At 64.2% G+C, this 1248-nt stretch carries 1 protein-coding gene; it reads left to right on the top strand.

The window, feature by feature from the left end:
• Nucleotides 1-8 precede the first annotated feature (8 nt).
• Entirely contained in the window at nt 9-1166 is a 1158-nt protein-coding gene (locus ACFWF3_RS36360; RefSeq protein WP_379318728.1) for a Rieske 2Fe-2S domain-containing protein, read from the top strand.
• Nucleotides 1167-1248 lie beyond the last annotated feature (82 nt).

Here is a 1248-nt window from a genome sequence, read left to right as displayed (position 1 = left end):
ACCCCAAGGTGAGGGAACTCGATGTCGGTGCACCGCCGACGAGGTTCGCGCGTGGCTGGCACTGTGTCGGCCTCGCGTCGACGTTCCGCGACGGTAAACCGCACGCGGTCGAGGTCTTCGGTACCAAGCTCGTCGTGTGGACCGATACCGACGACCAGATCCGCGTGCTCGACGCCTACTGCAGGCATATGGGCGGCGACCTGAGCATGGGAACGGTGAAGGGCGACGACATCGCCTGCCCGTTCCACGACTGGCGCTGGGGTGCCAGCGGAAAGTGCACCGCGATTCCGTACGCGCGCCGCGTTCCGCCGCTGGCCCGCACCCGGAAGTGGACCACGCTCGAGCGCAACGGTCAGCTGTACGTCTGGCACGATCACGAGGGCAACGAACCGCCCGCCGAGGTCACGATCCCGTACATCGAGGGTCCCTACACCGACGAACAGGGCAATCCGACCGAGGCCCACAACAGCGGCTGGACCGACTGGACCTGGGACTCGTTGCTGATCCAGGGCGCCAACTGCCGCGAGATCATCGACAACGTCGTGGACATGGCGCACTTCTTCTACATCCACTACGCCTTCCCGACGTTCTTCAAGAACGTCTTCGAAGGGCATGTGGCGACGCAGTTCCTGGAGACCAAGGGCCGCCCCGACGTCGGTATGGCCGCCAAGCACGGCGGTGACACGCTGCTGAAGTCGGAGGCGTCCTACTTCGGGCCGTCCTACATGATCAATCCGCTGGTGAACATCTACAGCGGGTACGAGATCAAGGTTCAGCTGATCAACTGCCACTACCCGGTCGACCAGGATTCGTTCGTGCTGCAGTGGGGTCTGTCGGTCGAGAAGCCCAAGGGCCTGCCCGACGAGGCCGCGAAGAAACTGGCCGACACGATGGCCAAGTTCTTCGGCGACGGCTTCCTGCAGGACGTGGAGATCTGGAAGCACAAGTCCAAGGTCGAGAACCCGCTGCTCTGCGAGGAAGACGGGCCGGTCTACCAGCTGCGTCGCTGGTACGAGCAGTTCTACGTCGACGTCGCCGAGGTGACCGAGAAAATGACCCAGCGCTTCGAGTTCGAGGTCGATACGACCAAGGCGAATCAGGCGTGGGAGGCCGAGGTGGCGGAGAACCTGCGCCGCAAGGCCGAATCCGAGGAAGCAGGCGTCTGATATGAGCCAGAGCGAGCCGCAAAGGTCCGGCGATCCGTCGCAGCTCGCTTCGGCGGAGCCGGGGTCGGGCGAATCCTCGCAG

This window comes from Nocardia sp. NPDC060220 (assembly GCF_042727815.1).
Lineage (GTDB): Bacteria > Actinomycetota > Actinomycetes > Mycobacteriales > Mycobacteriaceae > Nocardia.
The sequence above is the reverse complement of the archived record's forward strand: the minus strand, read 5'-3'. Positions and strand labels throughout refer to the sequence as shown.